Source organism: Terribacillus aidingensis (genome assembly GCF_900215625.1).
GTDB classification, from domain to species: Bacteria; Bacillota; Bacilli; order Bacillales; family Amphibacillaceae; genus Terribacillus; species Terribacillus aidingensis.
In genome coordinates this window covers 109,769-127,103 of sequence record NZ_OBEK01000005.1, presented here as the reverse complement: position 1 = coordinate 127,103, position 17,335 = coordinate 109,769, and the positions used below count along the sequence as shown (strand labels likewise).

At 42.8% G+C, this 17,335-nt stretch carries 17 protein-coding genes; 12 read left to right on the top strand and 5 right to left on the bottom strand.

Annotated elements, in window-relative coordinates:
- Positions 1-104 precede the first annotated feature (104 nt).
- The 4 genes from CRO17_RS15070 to CRO17_RS15055 are packed head-to-tail and all read left to right on the top strand — an operon-like array spanning position 105 to position 4,682.
- Positions 105-1,067 (top strand): glycosyltransferase family 2 protein, encoded by a 963-nt coding sequence (locus CRO17_RS15070; protein WP_097043306.1) that lies wholly within the window; start codon positions 105-107, stop codon positions 1,065-1,067.
- The gene (locus CRO17_RS15065) at positions 1,045-1,449 is read left to right on the top strand and encodes a GtrA family protein (RefSeq protein WP_097043305.1); all 405 of its coding nucleotides are present in this window, start codon (positions 1,045-1,047) and stop codon (positions 1,447-1,449) included. Before CRO17_RS15070 ends, CRO17_RS15065 begins: the two co-directional genes overlap by 23 nt.
- The gene (locus tag CRO17_RS15060; RefSeq protein WP_097043304.1) at positions 1,439-4,051 is read left to right on the top strand and encodes a YfhO family protein; all 2,613 of its coding nucleotides are present in this window, start codon (positions 1,439-1,441) and stop codon (positions 4,049-4,051) included. Before CRO17_RS15065 ends, CRO17_RS15060 begins: the two co-directional genes overlap by 11 nt.
- On the top strand, positions 4,035-4,682 hold the full coding sequence (locus tag CRO17_RS15055) for a lysozyme family protein (protein WP_097043303.1): 648 nt from the start codon (positions 4,035-4,037) through the stop codon (positions 4,680-4,682). Before CRO17_RS15060 ends, CRO17_RS15055 begins: the two co-directional genes overlap by 17 nt.
- A 150-nt stretch (positions 4,683-4,832) precedes the next feature.
- On the opposite strand, the gene CRO17_RS15050 is transcribed toward CRO17_RS15055, so the two are convergent.
- Positions 4,833-5,699 carry a MurR/RpiR family transcriptional regulator gene (locus CRO17_RS15050; RefSeq protein WP_097043302.1) on the bottom strand — a complete coding sequence of 289 codons (867 nt, stop codon included), beginning with the start codon at positions 5,697-5,699 and terminating at the stop codon, positions 4,833-4,835.
- Positions 5,700-5,721: 22 nt separating this feature from the next.
- Positions 5,722-6,645: a type I pantothenate kinase gene (gene coaA, locus CRO17_RS15045; RefSeq protein WP_097043301.1), complete on the bottom strand. Its 924-nt coding sequence runs from the start codon at positions 6,643-6,645 to the stop codon at positions 5,722-5,724.
- A 211-nt stretch (positions 6,646-6,856) separates the two neighbouring features.
- On the opposite strand from coaA, the gene treP reads away from it, so the two are divergent.
- Genes treP through treR form a run of 3 tightly spaced genes read left to right on the top strand, consistent with a single transcriptional unit; the run spans position 6,857 to position 10,681 of the window.
- On the top strand, positions 6,857-8,263 hold the full coding sequence (treP, locus tag CRO17_RS15040) for a PTS system trehalose-specific EIIBC component (RefSeq protein WP_097043300.1): 1,407 nt from the start codon (positions 6,857-6,859) through the stop codon (positions 8,261-8,263).
- A gap of 18 nt (positions 8,264-8,281) precedes the next feature.
- Entirely contained in the window at positions 8,282-9,955 is a 1,674-nt protein-coding gene (gene treC / locus CRO17_RS15035) for an alpha,alpha-phosphotrehalase (RefSeq protein WP_097043299.1), read from the top strand.
- A 12-nt stretch (positions 9,956-9,967) separates the two neighbouring features.
- Positions 9,968-10,681, top strand: a complete 714-nt coding sequence (gene treR, locus CRO17_RS15030) for a trehalose operon repressor (RefSeq protein ID WP_097043298.1) — start codon at positions 9,968-9,970, stop codon at positions 10,679-10,681.
- A 176-nt stretch (positions 10,682-10,857) separates the two neighbouring features.
- Here treR and CRO17_RS15025 read toward each other — a convergent pair whose 3' ends face one another.
- Entirely contained in the window at positions 10,858-11,349 is a 492-nt protein-coding gene (locus CRO17_RS15025; RefSeq protein WP_179637119.1) for a GNAT family N-acetyltransferase, read from the bottom strand.
- Positions 11,350-11,468: 119 nt separating this feature from the next.
- On the opposite strand from CRO17_RS15025, the gene CRO17_RS15020 reads away from it, so the two are divergent.
- From CRO17_RS15020 to CRO17_RS15010, 3 genes are all read left to right on the top strand, one after another.
- Positions 11,469-11,702, top strand: coding sequence for a hypothetical protein (locus CRO17_RS15020; RefSeq protein WP_097043296.1), 234 nt, complete (start codon positions 11,469-11,471; stop codon positions 11,700-11,702).
- Positions 11,703-11,818: 116 nt separating this feature from the next.
- On the top strand, positions 11,819-12,223 hold the full coding sequence (locus tag CRO17_RS15015; RefSeq protein WP_179637117.1) for a MarR family winged helix-turn-helix transcriptional regulator: 405 nt from the start codon (positions 11,819-11,821) through the stop codon (positions 12,221-12,223).
- A gap of 18 nt (positions 12,224-12,241) precedes the next feature.
- Positions 12,242-13,480, top strand: coding sequence for an MFS transporter (locus tag CRO17_RS15010; RefSeq protein WP_097043294.1), 1,239 nt, complete (start codon positions 12,242-12,244; stop codon positions 13,478-13,480).
- A gap of 231 nt (positions 13,481-13,711) precedes the next feature.
- Here the strand turns inward: CRO17_RS15010 and CRO17_RS15005 are convergent, their stop codons facing one another.
- Entirely contained in the window at positions 13,712-14,134 is a 423-nt protein-coding gene (locus CRO17_RS15005) for a pyridoxamine 5'-phosphate oxidase family protein (RefSeq protein ID WP_097043293.1), read from the bottom strand.
- 128 nt (positions 14,135-14,262) lie between these two features.
- Between CRO17_RS15005 and CRO17_RS15000 the strand changes: the two genes are divergently transcribed.
- Together CRO17_RS15000 and CRO17_RS14995 are read left to right on the top strand one after the other, a co-directional pair.
- Positions 14,263-15,120, top strand: a complete 858-nt coding sequence (locus CRO17_RS15000; protein WP_097043292.1) for a dimethylarginine dimethylaminohydrolase family protein — start codon at positions 14,263-14,265, stop codon at positions 15,118-15,120.
- Positions 15,121-15,201: 81 nt separating this feature from the next.
- Positions 15,202-16,368 (top strand): iron-containing alcohol dehydrogenase, encoded by a 1,167-nt coding sequence (locus CRO17_RS14995; RefSeq protein WP_097043291.1) that lies wholly within the window; start codon positions 15,202-15,204, stop codon positions 16,366-16,368.
- 41 nt (positions 16,369-16,409) lie between these two features.
- Here CRO17_RS14995 and CRO17_RS14990 read toward each other — a convergent pair whose 3' ends face one another.
- Positions 16,410-17,312 carry an SDR family oxidoreductase gene (locus CRO17_RS14990; protein ID WP_097043290.1) on the bottom strand — a complete coding sequence of 301 codons (903 nt, stop codon included), beginning with the start codon at positions 17,310-17,312 and terminating at the stop codon, positions 16,410-16,412.
- Between the last annotated feature and the right edge of the window lie 23 nt (positions 17,313-17,335).

Below are 17,335 nucleotides of genomic sequence, written 5' to 3'. Positions count from 1 at the left end.
ATGTAAACTGACGAAATTGGGGTAGTGAAGTATAATAAGATAGCAACCCGCCCACAATTTTAACAATACATATATAGAAGGTTTTACTTAATGGAGGGAAAAGAATGGCTGCAAAATTACTATCTGTAATTGTGCCTTCGTATAATGAAGCTGATAATGTAGAGCTTTTTTATGAAGAACTTACAAAGGAATTACAATATTCTTCTTATGATTATGAGGTGATCTATATAGATGATGGGAGCTCAGATACGACGCTGCTGGAGCTGAAGGAATTGGCGGATCAGCATTATAATGTGCATTATCTATCATTCACGAGAAACTTTGGAAAAGAAGCAGCTATATTGGCGGGCTTTCAGCATGCGAAGGGCGATTGTGCAGTTGTTATTGATGCCGACTTACAGCATCCCGTTGCCCTGCTGCATGACTTGCTGGCGGGTTTCGAAGAAGGGTATGACCAAGTAATTGCCCGGCGGAACAGGAAGGGAGAAAGCTTTCCGCGCAAATTGCTTTCGACTATGTATTATCAGGTTATGAACAAGTTCATTGATGTTCGAATACAAAACGGAGTTGGTGACTTTCGCTTGCTCAGCAGAAGGGCGATTGATGCACTGCTGATTTTAAGTGAAGGCAATCGTTTTTCGAAAGGGCTATTTTCCTGGATTGGATTCGAACAGAAAACGGTATATTACAATAACGTGATCCGTCAAAATGGCGAGTCCAAATGGTCGCTTGGAAAATTAATTAATTATGGAATTGACGGTGTTGTGTCGTTTAATACGAAACCGCTGCGTATGTGCTTGTATGCGGGATTTATGGTATTGTTCCTTTCTATCGCTTATATTTTGTACACATTTGTTGAAGTACTCGTGCGAGGAGTTATCACACCTGGTTATTTTACATTGATTACGGCTATTCTCTTCCTCGGAGGCGTTCAGCTTGTGAGTTTAGGTGTAATCGGGGAATACATCGGCCGTATCTACAATGAAACAAAACGCAGACCGCACTATCTAATTAAAGATACAAATATTGAGGAAAAGAAACATTATGAAAAAAATATGGAAGCTTGAATTCACCAGATTTGTAATTGTTGGGGTACTTAATACGATTTGTTATTACCTTATTTACTTGCTTTTCTATCAAGTTGCAGACGTGTTTTATCTTCTGTCTCATTGGATTGGCGTAATCTTAAGTATGATTTTCTCGTTTTTCTTAAATAGTTATTTCACATATGGGGTAAGACCGACTTGGCGCAAGTTTTTCCAGTTTCCTTTAACACAGGCAGTCAATATAGCGGTCTCCTCTGTTCTTGTGTCTTTATTCATTGAAGTTCTAGGCTGGAGCGGCACGGTGGCACCAATTGCAGCTGTCTTCATTACAGTGCCCATCACGTTTGTTATCACAAGTAAAATTATGAAGAATGGACGTGAGGATGTGACACATGAAGCGTAGAGGCAAAGTTGTGCTGCTTATCTTGGCAGCGCTGGTTTTTTCAATTGCTGTACATATGCACTTTATCAGCGAATACTTCGATGGTCGTTTTATGCTTGGACCTAACGACGGAATGGCGCAGATGCTGCCATTCAAGCAGCATTTATATGAGCAATACACACAGGGGAATTTCTTTTATTCCTTTTCGTTCGGGCTTGGCGGCGGTATTTATAGTCAGCTCGCTTACTATTTCTCAACGAGTATCGTGTACCTGCTAACCTTTCTGTCATTCAAAGGCTTAGAATTAGTCGGTTTTATTGGCAGCCCGGATGTTATGACATGGGCAAAGGCAATTTTACCGGTAAGCATTATCCGGCTTGCTGCAGCATTGCTGCTTACAGTCGGTGTATTTCGCTACTTGCGTATCCCGATTGTGCCTGCATTCATAGGGGCTTGTTTTTATGCCGGAAGCGCAATTTATTTTCGGCATGTTGTGTATTGGGAGTTTTTCGCCAATGCGTTTCTTTGGCTGCCGCTGCTTATATTAGGCGCAGAGAAAATCATCCGTGAGCGCAAGCCGTATTGGATGATCGCTGCAGTAGCACTGTCTGTTTTTGATAATTTTTATTTCTCTTACATAAGCTTTTTGTTTATTGGAATTTATGTAATTTCCAGATGGATTATCAAGCTTTCCGATAATGAAGTGCCAATTAGGACACAATTACTCTACTTTGTGCCTGCAGTCATGCTCGGATTTGGAATTGGTGCTATTTCATTCGTGCCGGCAGTATATGCTTTCTTGAACAATTATCGGCCGGCCTTCGAAGATGTTATTCCTTTCTATGAAAATGAAGACAATATTTTGTTCACAAGCCGAACGCTATTTGTACCTGTTCTGTTTGTTTTGCTAGTTTGTACGATTGGATTTTATAAAAACAAGTTGTTTCGTTTATTTGCACTATTGAGCATCCTGTTCATTTTCTTCCAAGGCAGTCCTCGGATTGCAAGTATTTTTAATGGCTTTTCTGCACCGCAATACCGTTTTGAATATATATCCATGTTTGTCATCGCGGGAACGATTGCTGTGGGAACTACATTACTATCTAAAGTGAGAAAGTGGCATCTATTGTTTTCGATAGGTCTTGTTATCTTATTGTACAGTCTTTATTTGCGTCATGACCTGACTTTAGAATGGGCAGATGATTGGGCAAAACAAGTTTGGACTGGTGTGGCATTCGTGTTGCTAGCTTTTCTATTGTATGCATGGAAACGAAAGTCAGTAATATTAGGGCTATGTATGCTCGTAGTCTTTGCAACCTATATACCGCTAATCAATGCACATCAAGAAGCGCAGCTTACGAAAGCTGGTAATGTAGAGACATCTGCTTTGGAATTTTTGACGAGTGATCAATATGCCAGTAAAGAGCAGCAGGAATTGATTCACGAAGTGTTGAACGCAGATGATCGTTTTACAAGACTGGAATGGAAAACAGATAATCGAAACAACACAAATCTTGTGCAAGGATTTCCTGGCGTAAGTATCTATTCAAGCATTCTGAATAAGAATCTGCTGTTTTTCTATTATTACGATTTGAATATTGATATGAAACGGGAAAGTGTCAGTCGCATCTCTGGATTTGGCAACCGAGCCAACCTGTACAGCTTGCTTAATGGAAAATATATCATGTACGATAAACAGGAACCGATTGACGCACCATATGGCTTTGCACCATATGCAGAAAGCAGTCGTTATGTTGTCTATCGGAATGAAAAGTTGCTTCCGTTTGCGAAAGTAACAGATGATGTGCTGACAGAAGAAGCGTTAGCAAACCATACGCCGCTTGAAAGAGAACAAGCTATGCTAGATGGGATTATCCTGGCTGACGGGGAATCTACCTCGCAAGCCGAGTCACTGCCAGATTTGATGGACAATGTCTCCATACAAGCCGTGGGAGGAACTTATCAGAATAACCAGCTTCAAGTAGAACAAGAAGAAGGTGGCTTGGATCTGCGACTTGACGAAGAGTTACCGCAAACAGGCGACTATTATCTTAGCTTTTATTTGAAAAATAATGATGCATCTGCACCGTTATTTGATTTGGCAGTGAACGAGTTTCAAACAAATAGAAAATCCAGACAGTCTATATACCGAACAAAAGTGAATGAATTAACTATTCGAGTAGAAGCAGCAGATCCAATCCGCATACGGTTGCCAAAAGGAAGCTACAATCTGGAGGACTTGCGCTTGCAGCATGAAGATTATCATAAGCTTGAAAATTCTGTCACAGAAGCAGAGGATATTCCGTTTTCTATTGGTCATAGTCAAGTCACAGTAGAGTATACAAACGAGCAGGAAGGCAGCTATTTGAAGATACCGGTACCATATGAAAAAGGCTGGCAAGTGTCAGTGAATGGGAAAGAACAAGAACTGCAGAAAGCAGATTATGCATTTCTTGGTGTAAAGCTGCAGCCTGGAGATAATCATATTGTGTTTACCTACCGGCCGCCTTATTGGAATTTGGTACTAGCTCTTTGTATCGGAAGTTTGCTACTCTCAGTCGGCTGGGCAGTCTTTTTGCGAAAACGTCATATGGCGGGTGAAAAGGATGAAAAAGAAGCATAAAAGGAAACCGCAAACTTTATTGTCGGCGTTTCGTACGGTACTCATCGTTGGTTTAGGCTTATTTTTCCTGTTGTTTGTCATATCCGTCATGGTAGAAGACGATGGGCAGGAACAACACACAGGAAGAGCACTTTCAAAGAGTGCTTTACAATATCGGGATATTATTTATGAAGAATTAGCCAAGGCAGAACAGGAATCACTTGCTCCGCTTGTTCTTTCCGTTATGATGCAAGAGTCGGGGGGCAGAGGAAATGATCCGATGCAAGCTTCCGAAAGTAAGTGCGGAGAGATTGGCTGTATTGAGGATGCTAGTGAATCCATTGCTTACGGTGTTTCTCATTTTGTCGATGTATTAGAAGCAGCAGATGGGAAGACAGACGTTGCAGTGCAAGCTTATAATTTTGGACCTGGGTTCATTGATTTTGTCGAAGCAAACGGTGGAACATTTAGCAAGGACTTAGCCATTGAATTCTCTCAAGAACAATTTGAGCAGGTTGACAATCCGGAAATATATCGCTGTATACGCCCAGAATCAGAAGAACTTGATGCCTGCTATGGTGATATTCATTATGTAGAAGCTGTTTACAGCTATCTGCCTGCTGCAGAAGCGGCTTATGAAGAAGATAAATAAAATGTGTTACAAGCATATAAAAATCCAAACCATGCTGGACGTTCTTTAATCAACAGCATCGTTTGGATTTTTTTGTTGAAAACTTGCATAGTGTAGTGGTGTTTCTAACAGCCTATGTTCTATCCGTCAGCTTTGAAATGACTGCACTCGTTATGTTCCGGACTTGTTAAAGTTAGAAAATACATTAAAGTCACGCCACGCTTCCTCAATTGTACGGAGGCGTTTTTTGACGTCAGCAGCCTTTTCTTTTCCAATTAAAGCGATGAACGCATGAATTAAACTGATTGGCGCAGTCAACGAATGCGTCAGTGAAGGCGATTTGCTGGAAGCCATGAATGAATAATCAGCGACGGACAGCAAAGGAGAAGATAAGCCATCAGTGAAGGCAATTGCCTTCGCTCCGCGATCTTTTGCCATTTGAAACAGCCGCAGCGTGTGATTGGAATAGCGAACAAAGCTTAAAGCAATGAGCACATCGTCTTCTCTTATCGTTGAAATTTGGTCAATTGCCCGGTCAGATGGCTCTACAATCTCTACATTTTCAAAAATAAAGGACAGATGATAATGCAATAAATCAGCTACACTGACAGCGCTGCGATTTGCCAAAATAAAAATTCGTTTCGAATAAATAACCGTGTCAGCGGCAGCGTGGAAGGCTGGCATATCTATACCTTCCATTGTCTCTTGAATGTTCGCTTGATCTCGCAGGAAGATGGCATATAAATCTTGATCTTCTGATTCGGTATCGTCTGAAGGCTGCTTGAACCGTTCGGTTGCATTTAGTTGTTCCTGCATCGCGTTCTGAAGCGCCAGCTGCATTTCTGGAAATCCCCGGTACCCCATAAATGAAGCAAAGCGGACAATTGTAGCATCACTTACCCCAGCTGATTTTGCTAATCCTTCTACATTAAGAAAAGGTGACTGATTCGGGTGTTCTATAATAAAATTGGCAATTTTCTTCTGGGACTTCGACATATGCTCCCGTTGACTAGATATTTTATGGTAGATATCCGGCATGATGGAAAGACCCCTTTCACTATCAGAGTTTACGTAAATATACGTCTTCGATTTCGTGATTGTTTCCTTTTCTTAAAATAAGGTCGGAACGGCCTTTTGTCGGCAAGATGTTTTCATGCAGATTTTTAGCATTAATTGTCTCCCAAATCGTTTCTGCTGTTTGCAGTGCCTCTTCCATCGGCACCTCTGCATAATGACGGAAATAGGATTTTGGATTCTGGAATGCAGTTGCTCGAAGCATAAGGAATCGCTCTTTGTACCATTTTTCGATGTTCTTCTCGTCCGCATCAATATAAATGGAGAAATCAAAGAAGTCACTGACAAAGAATTGGTATTCTTTCTTCACCTGCAGCACGTTTACCCCTTCTACAATTAAAATATCCGGGTCCGTTACCAGTTCGGTTTGTTCTGACAAGACATCGTACGTAAGGTGGGAATACTGCGGACCTTTAATATTGGTCGTACCCGCCTTCACTTGCCCCATGAATTCAATCAAAGCTTTTATATCATAGCTTTCTGGAAACCCTTTTCGCTGCATCAGCTGTTTTTCCTGTAACACAGCATTAGGGTAGAGAAAACCATCCGTTGTGACAAGTTCCGTTTTCTTATGCGGCAAAGCACGGGAGAGCATCAATTGCAGAAGCCTTGCTATTGTACTCTTTCCAACAGCGACACTGCCGGCAATACCAATGATAAACGGTACTTTCTTTTCATTCGTACCAAGAAAAGCACCTGCTTTAGCATGCAGTGTTTCTGCTGCTTCTAAATAGTAGGAAATAAGATTGGTCAGCGGCATATAAGCAGTCTCTACCTCAGGCAAAGATATTCTCGTATTAATTCCTCGTATTTCTTCAAGTTCTGTTTGTGTCAGGGGTAGGCGTTCTGTTTTGGAAAGAGCTGCCCAGTTTTCCCGTGAAAAATGATAGTAAGGTTTATATGTATGCATGATTACCCTCAACTTTTATCTGCTATTTTGAGAAATAGTTCAACTTACAAACGTTTACAAATACTTTACCATTTTACTACTTTAAAAATTAATAATCCAGCGTAGATTCTTGGGGTATATAGTAATAGAAAGCGCTTGCATAACTTGTATATACAAGTTATGCTTTATCTGTATTCGCTTACATCATCAAAGAAAAGGTGAGGTGCAAAAGATGGATCTAAGACAGCGGGCGGAAGAAATCGTCGCAGCATTGGGTGGACGAGAGAATATACAAGCGGCCACCCATTGTGTCACGCGATTGCGATTGGCATTGCATGATGAGGGGAAAGTCGATAAAGAAACACTTCAGAATATTGATGTAGTAAAAGGATCATTTTCAGCAAATAACCAATATCAAGTCGTTATCGGTCAAGGGACAGTTGATAAAGTATATAAGGAGTTTGTTCAAGCGGCGGGAATAGGCGAATCTACCAAAGAGGAAGTCAAAGAAAGTGTCAGCGGAAAGGGAAATCCGCTGCAGCGGGCGTTAAAAACACTTGGCGATATATTTATTCCGATATTGCCGGCGATTGTGACAGCAGGTCTTTTGCTTGGTATTCATAACATCTTGAATAACGAGGGCATTTTCTTCGACGGATCAATCATTCAAGTGTATCCGCAGTGGGCTGGCATAGCAGATATGATTTACGTTATTGCAAATACGGCATTTGCCTTTTTGCCGGCATTAATCGGCTGGTCCGCAGTAAAGAAATTTGGAGGCAGTCCCCTGCTCGGGATGGTGCTCGGTTTAGCGTTAATTCACCCGTCGCTGTTAAGTCCGACAGATTACGCTAGTGCAGCTTTGGAAGGGAATGCACCGGTATGGAACTTATTCGGACTGGAGATCCAGCGTATCGGCTACCAAGGCCAAGTACTGCCCGTACTGTTTGCATCATGGGTGCTAGCGAAAATTGAAGTGTTCCTAAGACGTAAAGTCGCAGACAGCTTTCAATTACTAGTGGTGGCACCTGTCGCCCTTCTGCTCACAGGTATACTAAGCTTTGTCGTCATCGGACCAGTTATGTTCATCGTTGGAAATGCGATTACCGATGCTTTTGTAGCAGTGTTTGACACAGCTGCTCCAGTAGGCGGACTTCTGTACGGTGCGTTGTATGGAGCGCTTGTTGTTACTGGCCTGCACCATACATTTTTGGCGCTTGATCTGCAGCTGATTGCCAATACGGGTGCAACATTTTTATGGCCAATCTTAGCGTTGTCTAATATATCACAAGGATCAGCTACATTAGGTGTCATGCTGGCAACCAAAGATGAAAAACTTCGCGGTCTATCGCTTACTTCTTGGATCAGTGCCTGGCTGGGTGTGACAGAGCCAGCTGTATTTGGTGTGAATCTGCGTTTTCGTTACCCATTCTTTCTCGCTTTAGGTGCTTCTGCGGTAGCAGGAACCTTTATTGCTTGGAGAAAAGTAGAAGCGAGCTCAGTCGGTATCGGCGGTGTGCCGGGAATTTTCTCCATTCTGCCAGGCAGCTGGGGAGCTTTTGCTATCGGAATAATCATTGTAATTGCCGTACCATTTGTTACAACTTATTTGTTCGCTAAGAAGAAAAAGAATGTATAAGGAAGGGAGAAGAGGATCATGCAAGAACCATGGTGGAAAAGAAGTACGGTCTATCAAATTTATCCGAAGAGCTTCAACGATACAACAGCTTCTGGAATGGGAGACTTGCAAGGTGTCATCGAGAAGCTGGATTATTTAAAAGAACTTGGCGTTGATATGCTTTGGCTGACACCGATTTACCGTTCGCCGCAGCGTGATAACGGCTACGATATAAGCGATTATTACGACATCGAACCTGCTTATGGCACGATGGAAGATGTTGAACGTTTAGTACAGGGGCTGCATGATCGTGATATGAAACTGATGATGGACATTGTAATAAATCACACTTCAACCGATCACAAATGGTTTCAGCAAGCAAAAACATCTAAAGATAATCCGTACCGCGATTATTATATTTGGCGAGATTCAAGTGATGGAAACGCACCGAACAATTGGGTTTCCAAGTTCGGCGGCAGCGCTTGGGCTCTTGAGGAACATACCGATCAATATTACTTGCATCTGTTCGACAAAACACAAGCAGATCTTAACTGGGAAAATGATGAAGTTCGTAATCAACTATATGAAATGATGAACTTCTGGGCAGATAAAGGGTTGGATGGATTCCGCCTGGATGTTATCAATCTTGTTTCAAAAGTCCAGAGCTTCCCCTATGACGAAAGTGCTCCCGATGGTCAGTTCGGCAAGGAGTACTATACAGATGGTCCAAGAATTCACGAATTTATGAAAGAAATGAATCAAAACGTCTTTGCACCTCACAATCTTGTCACAGTCGGCGAAATGTCTTCGACGAGTCTGGCTGCTTGCCAGCAGTACACGAGGCCAGGTGCAAATGAGCTGGATATGACATTTAACTTTCACCATCTAAAAGCGGATTATGAAAAAGGGAAGAAGTGGACAGATGGGAAGCTGGATTTTATTAAATTGAAACAGATTCTAGCAGATTGGCAAATTGGCATGCATCAAGCTGGCGGCTGGAATGCATTGTTTTGGTGCAACCATGACCAGCCGCGTATTGTAAGCCGGTTTGGTGATGATAACCTGTATCATCGCGAGTCAGCAAAGATGCTGGCAACCGTCATGCATATGATGCAAGGAACGCCTTATATTTACCAAGGAGAAGAGATCGGAATGACAGATCCTAAGTTCTCTTCTATAGAATATTATAATGATGTGGAAACGCAGAACGCCTATTCAGAATTGAAGGAATCGGGAATGGATGATAGGGCAGTTATGCAGATTATCCAAAGACGTTCCAGAGATAACTCCAGAACACCGATGCAATGGAACGCTGCGCAACATGCAGGTTTTTCTAAAGGAGAGCCGTGGCTGTCTGTGGCGGCGAACTATAAGGAAATTAATGCAGAGAAGGCATTAGCAGATGACAACTCGATTTTCTATCATTATCAAACACTGATTCGTTTGCGGAAGGAATATGCTATTATAACGCATGGAGACTATGAACCGTTATGCATGGAGGATGAACGTATCTTCAGTTACGAACGGAGATGGAATGGTGAAAAACTACTTGTTATAGCGAATTTCTTTGGAGAAAGTACAGAATTCACTTATCCAAAAAAAGAAATAGGAGAGGCTGAGATTCTGCTTTCCAACTATCAAGATAGTGCACCGAACTACAGTAAGGTACAGCTTCGCCCGTTTGAGGCGATCATTTACTATAGTAAATCGTAAAGGCCTGATGAGATGCAAAGAAAATTTCAAGCAATCTACGATCTAATAGCAAGAGAAATACAAGCAGAGAAAATGGAAGCAGGGCAGCTGCTGCCATCCGAAAATGAGCTGACCGAACGATTTGAAACATCAAGGGAAACCGTACGAAAAGCATTGCAGCTGCTGTCGCAGAATGGCTATATTCAGAAACTGCAAGGAAAAGGCTCCGTAGTCCTGGAACAGAATAAGCTGCCGCTGCCGGTGAGCGGATTGACGAGCTTCAAGGAGTTGGCTCGTTCGATGTCTCAAACAGTGGAAACACAAGTGCTGGCACTCAAGCAGAAGTTGGCTGAAGGGTATATCCAAGAAGTGCTGCAATGCGAAAAAGGCACTCCGGTCTGGGAACTGCACCGTTTGCGCAAGCTGGATGGAGAAGCGGTAATCTACGATAAAGATTTGCTGTTAGCTGCATGCGCACCGGCGCTTACGGAAGCAATTGCTCGTGATTCCATCTATGATTATTTGGAGCAAGATGTCGGTTTATCGATCAGCTATGCAAGAAAAGAGGTTGTCGTAGAGGAAGCAGGATCTGCAGATGCAGAGGTAATGGACATGGGAGGTTATCAACAGCTCGCAGTCGTACGCAGTGCTGTTTATCTGGAAGATACAACATTGTTTCAATATACAGAGTCGAAACACCGTCCAGATAAATTCCGATTTGTCGATTTTGCTCGAAGAACGAAATAAATAAAAGTGAAAAATGTGCATAGAATCAAGGCTATGCACATTTTTTTGTGGGTAAAGAAGGGCTTGTACACAGAAAAATTCTGTTTGTTCACATAATTTGTGCATAAGACAACTTATGCACAGAATAATTTGACGAATATTGCAAAAAGCTATTTACCCACATGTGGATAGTTTATTTAAGCGCGAATGCGCTTGCCTAAAATGATTAAATCCCGCTCAACACCATCTAGTTCTGCTATCTTTGGCATATTCGCCCACGGTGTAAAACCAAACCTTTCGAAAAGCTTGATGCTTGGTTGGTTATGACCAAAAACGAAACCTAACACAGTCTTGAAATCAAGAATTTCTGCTTGATTTAAGACAAATTGCAGCATATCTTTGCCCAGTCCTTTTCCCCTCGTGTCTTCATGCAGATAAATGCTGACTTCTACTGTTTTATCGTAAGCAGCACGGCCGTAAAAAGGTTCTAAACTGATCCAGCCAAGTATATGATTGTCCTCTTCTACCACCCAAAGCGGTCGCTTTTCATTGTGATGATGAAACCAATCCAATCTGCTTTCTACAGATATTTCTTCCAAGTCTGCTGTGACCATGCGGCCTGCAATAGTGGAGTTATAAATGGAGACAATGTCAGGAAGATCCTCAATGGCAGCGATACGATATTGCATGTCAATTCCCCCAAGTGTTTTTGGCTAATTATACTAAAGCATCAGCAGGAAGCATAGTCCGATTGTATATGGGGTAAAGAGTAACTAGGAGAACACGCAGATGGAAGGGTGTGAGTTAGATGTATTCCGTAACATTTGGTAAGTTACTTCAATTCACCGGAATTGGATTAGTAATAGGTTTTATCATTGGAATGGTAGCCATGCTGGGATTTGATTTGGACTTTCTGGCTATGATAGTCAGTGTCTTACTTAGTATTATTGCTGTCTTTGCGGCAGCAATGTATGCTGAATTATATCACATTCGGCAAGCGGTAAATGAACAGACAGATAAAACACTAAAAAGAAAAGGGTAACCAGAAGTTTCGGCTGTAAGAAACAGCCGAAACTTTTTTTAATTGATCTATTTCACATGTATGAAATATTGAGTTATACTAATACTAGAGTACAAAGCATTCTTGGGGGTTTGTCAATGGAAAGCAGAGATATTGTTGATTTTATTGAATTGGTACGTAATGTGAATAAAGCATTGCGTAAAGAATGGGATTTTCAAATTTCCGGGCCGCAGCTTGTCTTGCTGAGGCTATTAAAAAATAATGGTCCGATGCGCATGTCAGACTTAGCTGAAGAAGTTGGAATCAGCTTTAGCGGTGCGACAAATTTAGGGAACCGAATGATGAAGGACGGTTACCTGGAGCGAATTCACTCTGAGAAAGACCGCAGAGTAGTCATGCTGGCGATCACACAAAAGGGCTCTGATTTTTATGAGAGTTTTTCAGGCGCGCGTGACAAAGCGCTCGGTTCCTTCCTAGATAAACTGACAGAAGAAGAGAAAAACGAATTCATCCGGCTGAGCAGAAAGATGCTTGCTGACTAATTGAAAGGAGATGAGTGTATGTCGGACATTCGTAAAGAAACGATACCCGATGGACACGAAATTGAAAATGCAGAACAAGAATTAAAAGAAGATGCAAATCGAATAAAAAGAATCTTTCAGCAACCGAAAGCAGCGTGGGCGGTTGCTTTTGCTTGTGTTGTTGCATTTATGGGGATTGGTCTGGTTGACCCGATTTTACCGTCTATTGCAGCGCAAATGGATGCAACACCTAGCCAAGTAGAACTCTTATTTACTAGTTACCTGCTCGTCACAGGTATTATGATGCTTATTACAGGCTGGTTATCCAGCCGAATTGGTCCGAAAATGACGCTGCTGATTGGTTTAGTTATCATTATTCTATTCTCCACTCTAGGCGGGCTGGCGAGCAATATTGATGCGCTTGTTGGACTTCGAGCTGGCTGGGGGCTGGGAAATGCCTTGTTTATATCTACAGCACTAGCTGTTATAGTCAGTGTTTCCAGCGGCGGTTCAGCAGCTGCCATCATGCTGTATGAAGCAGCTTTAGGCTTAGGAATGTCAGTTGGTCCGCTGTTGGGCGGTCTGCTTGGGTCGATTCACTGGCGTGGACCTTTCTTCGGAGTGGCTGTATTAATGCTGATTGGATTGCTGGCTGTGTGGATATTACTGACGGATGTACCAAAACCAGCAAGAAAAAGCCCGCTTTCAGCACCATTTCAGTCACTGCGGCACCCAGGGCTCTTAACGATCGGATTGACAGCCCTATTTTATAACTTTGGATTTTTCACCTTGTTGACGTATTCGCCATTTGTCTTGCATCTCGGAGAATTTGGTATTGGATTTGTCTTCTTTATCTGGGGTGTGATGCTTGCGATTGGCTCTATTTTCATCGCTCCTTCGTTTGAATCAAAGCTAGGTACAAAAAAGTCACTCAGCTGGGTGATGGTCGGTATTATCGTTACGTTGTCTCTCATGGGGATTGGCTCTCATACGCCTTGGTTCCTTATCGTAATGATAGCGTTGATGGGACTGCTGCTCGGTATTAATAACACGGTCATGACAACAGCTGTGATGGAAGTATCACCAGCAGAACGTTCTACAGCTTCTGCGGCATACAGTTTCCTGCGTTTCACGGGCGGTTCTATCTCACCGTGGCTTGCCGGGAAAGTATCGGAGCATATCTCCATTGGAGCACCATACTATGTTGCAGCCGCAGCCGTGCTTGTTGGGTTATTGTTATTCATTACAAGAAGAAGAATGATGGATCGCTTAAGTTAATAAGAAAACCATGATCAGCTGATCATGGTTTTTTTGATGATGCAAGCCTTGTAGTGCGATAATCGTAAATTCAATTCATACGGCAATATGGGGGGATTTATATGGATGGTGTCGAATTTAATAGTGTAGAACTTTCCTTAACATTTGGAGTCATAAGTAGCAGAACAGTTTTATAAAGACAATGCTAGTTATGACAAAAAAGCAGAACCATGAGCAGTTCTGCTTTTTTGTTTAAAGGTCGACTGTGTAAACGTCGCTTTTATTAATATTTTTTAGGTAAATTTTATCTGGTTTGATTTCTAAGACAACATAATCAGGATCATCCGGGCCATCCAGCCATGTCTTGAAGCTGTCTTTCCACAGCTGCTGTTTCAATTCCGGGGATTCGCTTACTTTGGCGTCTGCTTCGATTTCGACATACTCATCACCAACACCGTCGCCATTGTAGCCCAATAAAATATGAACATTATGGTTACTCTCAATATCGTCGACTTTATGGGAGCTTCCGCTTGTCGCGCAATATAATGTGAATCCTTCGTTGAAAAAGGCCATGTATCGGCTGTAAGGTTTGCCATCTTGTACAGTGGCAAGCGTTCCGATCTTTTGTTTATCCAAAATCTGTTCCACATGTTTTTTGACTTCTGCTTGTTCCATTTCGCTCTCCTCCTTCACTTTCTACAGGTAGTATCCCTTTTTTGGCAGCTTATTAAACCCGAAAACAGGGAATGGTAAAGAGTGCAGATGAGATATGGACTTAAAAGCCAACCACTGGAGGGAATTAAATGACCAAGATACAAGAAGAGCATAAACCGCAAACTAGGTGTCAGTCAGAATTCGGACATCTGAAACACGTTGTTGTGTGTCCGCCAGCATATATGGAAATTCGAAAAGTGATTAACGAAACACAAAAGCATTATTTGAACCATAACATTGACCGGGAATTGGCAATGGCGCAGCACACTGATTTTGTCACGGCCCTTCGGGATCATGGAGTAGATGTTATGTCTTTACCGGCACATGAGCCATTCAATGAACAAGTGTATACACGTGATATCGGTTTTTGTATAGGAGATTCGTTATTTATGTCGAATATGGAAGATGAGATCCGCAAGGGTGAAACAAAAGTATTGCGTGAGTGGCTTGAGAATCAGGAGCTTACATACAAAGACATCACCGATGGAACAATTGAAGGCGGCGATGTGGTAGTAGACGGAAAACGTGTGTGGATTGGGCTGAGTAAACGGACAGAGGAAAAAGCTGTTCAGCAAGTGCAAAACCTGCTTCCGGCTTACGAGGTTCTGCCGGTGAAAATACGCGAGGATATTCTGCACTTAGATTGCGTCTTCAATCTCGTGCGTGAAGATTTGGCTATCCTTTACCCGGATGCTTTTGAACAGAAGGATTTGGAACGATTCCGTCAGCTGTACAAGACAATCGAAATCTCAGAGGAAGATCAGTTTTATATGGGGACAAATGTTCTTTCCTTTGCTCCAGATAAACTGTTAAGTCTGCCTACTAATAAGCGAGTAAATGAAGCGCTGCGAAACGAAGGCATCACAGTTGTAGAAGTCAACTTCTCGGAAATCATAAAATCCGGCGGGTCGTTCCGCTGCTGTTCAATGCCGCTTGAGCGAGCATAACTAAATTCTAATTACGCGGATGAGCGAATTGCTTTACTCTGTTTCAACCCTTTAGCATAATAAACTATGGAGGCGATCAGATTGGATAATTTTACATTTTATAACCCAACGAAGTTGATTTTTGGTAAAGACCAATTAGATAAACTAAAAGAAGAAATACCTGCTTACGGCAAGAAAGTATTGCTAGTATATGGCGGCGGCAGCATTAAGCGCAGCGGTCTGTACGACAATGTGCTAAAAGAATTAGCAGAAATTGATGCAGAAGTATTTGAACTAGCTGGTGTGGAGCCAAACCCGCGTGTTACAACAGCACGTAAGGGTGTTGAAATTTGTAAGAATGAAGACATCGATGTACTGCTGGCGGTCGGAGGCGGAAGTGTGATCGACTGTACGAAAGCCATTGCGGCAGGTGCTAAGTATGACGGAGATGTATGGGATATCGTAACGAAGAAAGCGTCTGCTGACGACGCCCTTCCATTCGGTACTGTACTGACACTTGCAGCAACAGGCTCCGAGATGAATTCTGGTTCTGTTATTACAAACTGGGAAACAAACGAGAAGTACGGCTGGGGAAGTGCGCATACATTCCCGAAATTCTCGATACTGGACCCGCAAAATACGTTTACGGTGCCGCGTGATCAGACGATCTATGGTATCGTCGACATGATGTCCCACGTTTTGGAGCATTATTTCCATACGACAACCAATACAGAACTGCAAGATCGTTTCTGTGAATCCTTGTTGCGTACAGTCATGGAAACAGGTCCAAAACTGCTTGAGGACTTGGAAAACTACGAGTACCGTGCAACAATTCTTTACAGCGGCACGATGGCACTGAACGGCGTATTAAACATGGGCTACCGCGGCGACTGGGCAACACATAACTTGGAGCATGCAGTTTCTGCTGTGCATGATATTCCGCATGGCGGCGGTTTGGCAATTTTGTTCCCGAACTGGATGAAGCATGTACTGGACGACGAATCCGCTCCTCGCTTTAAGCAGCTTGCGGAACGCGTATTCGGAGTCGATTCAGCTGGTAAGTCTGATAAAGAAGCAGCACTGGAAGGAATCGATGCATTGCGCGCATTCTGGAATAGCATTGATGCTCCAGCTACACTTCGTGATTATGATATTTCTGACGACAGTCTGGAGCTTATGGCTGAAAAAGCTTATGCAAACGGCGAGTTCGGCGGATATCGTACGTTGAATAAAGAAGATTCACTTGAAATTTACAAAGCATCTTATTAAGAACAGGAAAGACCCTGCGCTGGCTCAGCGCAGGGTCTTTTTTAGGAGCTTACCATTGTTCCGCCGTTTACATGGATAATCTGACCGGTCACATAAGACGAATCTTCGGAAGCAAGGTAAACATAAGCCGGAGCGAGCTCATATGGCTGACCGGCACGCTTCATCGGAACATCCTGCCCAAATGTAGCTACTTGCTCGGCTGAAAAACTGGATGGAATAAGCGGTGTCCAAATAGGTCCTGGAGCCACGCCGTTCACGCGAATACCTTTGGTGGCAAGATTTTGAGATAGTGCGCGAGTAAAACCGACGATGGCCGCTTTGGTGCTTACATAATCAATCAAGTCGGGTCTGCCTTCATACGCAGTCACAGATGTTGTGTTGACAATCGTGCTGCCATCCTTCAGATGCGGCAGCGCAGCTTTTGTCAGATAGAAGAAGGCAAAGATATTTGTATGAAATGTGGCGTCCCATTGAGCCGTGGCAATATCGGTCAATGCATGCTGCGGAAATTGAACACCGTGATTGTTCACTAAAATATCCAGCTTTCCGTACGTTTTAATCGTATGAGTAACAACAGCACGGCAATGTTCTTCACTGCGCAAGTCGCCTACAATCAGTGTACAGCGACGGCCAAGCTGCTCAATTCGGTTTTTTGTTCGTTTGGCATCTTCATTTTCATATTCGTAATAATAAGGAATCACAACATCGGCGCCTTCTTTAGCAAAAGCTATTGCAACAGCTGCGCCGATACCGCTGTCTCCACCGGTGATAATCGCTGTTCTTCCTTTTAGTTTGCCTGATCCTTTATAGCTATCTGACTCAATGATTGGTTTCGGCTGCATGAGTCCTTCAATACCAGGCTGCTGGTCCTGATGCTGAGGCGGAAAATAAAAATTCGTTCCAGGCTGAACCGGCCGGTATTTCGCATTTGGCTGCTGTGTCAATGATTGGCCTCCTCTTCGTTACT